Genomic DNA, 2,509 nt, shown 5'->3' on the forward strand with positions numbered 1-2,509 from the left:
GGAACCGCCGCGCTCTCGCCGCTGCTGGCAAACAGGCGGATGCCGCGCCTGTGGCATGGATGCTCAAATGGCCCGGTGGTATTTCAGAGGTGTTCGTGGAAGAGCGAACCGCCGTCGATGCCGGAGCTATTTATCGAACGAAGCCCATCCCACTCTACGCTGCTCAGCCCGCCGCCCCTGAAGCCTTACCGGTAAAGGCGGATAGCGACGTTTCGGGGGCTCAGGTGCCTCCTCCCTTGAACGGCATCCCAGCGACTTATGAGCATGATGAAGGTGCGATGGCCCGTTGTTCTTATTGCGACCGGTACTCACTCGACCCCAAAACGTTGAGAGACGATGAACTGAAATGTGATTGCGGTCGGAAACACGGATGGAGCGGAAGTTTCAAGAAGCCGGGACCTGACGCGGAATGGAGCGGCACATCCCCATCAGATTCGCCGGGCGCCCCCGCGAAGCCTGCGGATGCGACAAAGCCGCCGAAGGTGACTGCCGCAATGGTAGATGCGGCTATGCCGTGGCTGAAGAACCTTCAGCACATGCGCAAAACTGACAAGGAATCGAACATCGAAGAAGCGATCCGAGCCGCTATGGCCGCCGCTCAACCTGCAAACGGAGGCGACCGTGGCTAGGCCATACAGGACATCCACTATGTACGAACATGGCGGGCATTGCTTGATCTGTTCGACTGTCTGTCCTGAGAAGACTTCTATCGACTGTAGTGGTTGGGATTGGTTCTGCGGCCATCTGCGCGTGGTGGTTCACTTTTGCCCGAAACACAAAACGGGAGATCTGCGCGACCGTCTTCTTGCGATCAGTCAAAAAGACTCGGGCGCGTGGACATCGGAAGAATGCAAATTCGTTAGCGAATTTAAGGCTGAGCTAGATCGACTGGAAACAGCAGCAACCCTTACCGATAAACGGAGGAGCCGTGGATAACGTTCAGCAACTGCCCGTTCAGGCGACGACGAGTCGGCCGGCGCCCAAGCGCATCGTCCGGCCGTGTGAATGGGGCCTGCGTGGTTCCGTGCGCGACCTCGAAACGCAACTCGGCACCGTCGAGGCTTACAACCGGCTCTGCGACGCTGCGGCAGTGCTCAAGGCGAAGATCGACGCCGGCAACGCCGAAGCGCAGAACCGACTTTTTGCAACCGATCCGAACTGGATCTATCCGGTGGGACATCATGACTGACTTCATCAAGCGTCTGAGGGAGCGCGCCGAAGATTCCGCCGAATCAGCACGATTCGATGCCCTCTATGATGACGCGGCCGACTTGATCGAACAACAGGCCGCTCGCATAGCCGAACTCGAATCCCAGATCACCACCCTTACCGGCGAGCGTGCTGAGCCGATCTCGATGGTGCTGTATTGCCCGAATTGCGGCGCGCAGCATATCGACGCGCCCGAGAGCGAACCCGGTCGCATCATTTCAAGTGGACCGGGCGCTGGCAGAGCGATCGCACCGAAAGTCACATGGGCGAACCCGCCGCACCGCTCTCACCTGTGCCACGCGTGCCGCTGCATCTGGCGGCCGGCCGACGTTCCGACAATCGGCGTCGAGTGCACCAAGACAGAAGGTAAGGCCGACACGTGGCCGAATGGTCTGCCGCAAGACGCCATCGCGGCGGTCGCCACCCTTACCGATTCCTCGGAGAAGGTGCGGACGTGGCAGCCGATTGAGACGGCGCCGCACGATGGCTCCATGATAATCATTGCATGTATTGCAGACGGCATTGTGTTCGATGTCTGCAATGGGAAAATCGAGGTTCTTGCCGAAGACGAGGACGATGGACCTTGGGACATCTGTAATGGCGAACCGTGGTGCAGCTACGTCGGAAGAGACGCAGGAACCTATTTTTGCTGCTGGTTGCCGGGGAAAGAATGGGAAAGGTCTTGGCGGGTGACGGAGAGTTTCGAATACACCCACTGGACGCCGCTACCGGATCAACCCAAAGATGCGCGGGAGGCGTGATGAAAACCGTGTTCCTTCTGATGGCCCAATACGACGCCCAGGCGGTCTTGCCGATCGACGTGGTATGCCGCGACTACTTCGCGCCACTCACTGTACCGACGCTGGTGCGCAAGATTTCAGCCGGCGAGATCGCGCTTCCGCTGGTGCGCATGGAGACGTCGCAGAAGTGCGCCAAAGGCGTCCACGTCGAGGATCTGGCGAAGTACATCGATGCGCGCCGCGCCGCGGCCGTCAAGGAGTGCGAGCAGCTATGCGGATAGCGCGTGGCGCCGGCGCCCACAAGCGATAAGCCCCGCCATGCGCGGGGCTTTTTTACGCCTGAACGGTCCTACTTGAGTGCTACGCGACAACAGGCTTATCCCTGAATCGACCGTCTGGCGGGTCGCTAGCGGAGAGCCTCGGTCCAGTCCATCATCGGTGCAACGGATAAACGTCGAGGTGTTGATTTCATTGGTTTTGCTGCTATTTCATCGACTTACGGACGAATCCTGAGAGTTCGGTTTAAGTCCGTTGGTAGCGGTTTCTGCTCGTTTTCTAGC

The 2,509-nt window shown here is 59.1% G+C and carries 4 protein-coding genes; all 4 read left to right on the forward strand.

The features are described 5' to 3' along the window. The coding region (locus H1Y01_RS15415) for a hypothetical protein (RefSeq protein WP_180541403.1) at positions 1 to 629 on the forward strand (629 nt) is incomplete at its 5' end. Between the two features lie 299 nt (positions 630 to 928). Next, positions 929 to 1,189 carry a hypothetical protein gene (locus H1Y01_RS15420; RefSeq protein WP_180541404.1) on the forward strand — a complete coding sequence of 87 codons (261 nt, stop codon included), beginning with the start codon at positions 929 to 931 and terminating at the stop codon, positions 1,187 to 1,189. Further along, positions 1,182 to 1,970, forward strand: coding sequence for a hypothetical protein (locus tag H1Y01_RS15425; protein WP_180541405.1), 789 nt, complete (start codon positions 1,182 to 1,184; stop codon positions 1,968 to 1,970). Before H1Y01_RS15420 ends, H1Y01_RS15425 begins: the two co-directional genes overlap by 8 nt. Next, entirely contained in the window at positions 1,970 to 2,230 is a 261-nt protein-coding gene (locus H1Y01_RS15430; protein WP_180541406.1) for a pyocin activator PrtN family protein, read from the forward strand. The genes H1Y01_RS15425 and H1Y01_RS15430 overlap by 1 nt, the downstream gene beginning before the upstream one ends. Positions 2,231 to 2,509: the final 279 nt, after the last annotated feature.

The organism is Nevskia soli (assembly GCF_903970205.1).
GTDB lineage: Bacteria > Acidobacteriota > Terriglobia > Bryobacterales > Bryobacteraceae > Bog-113.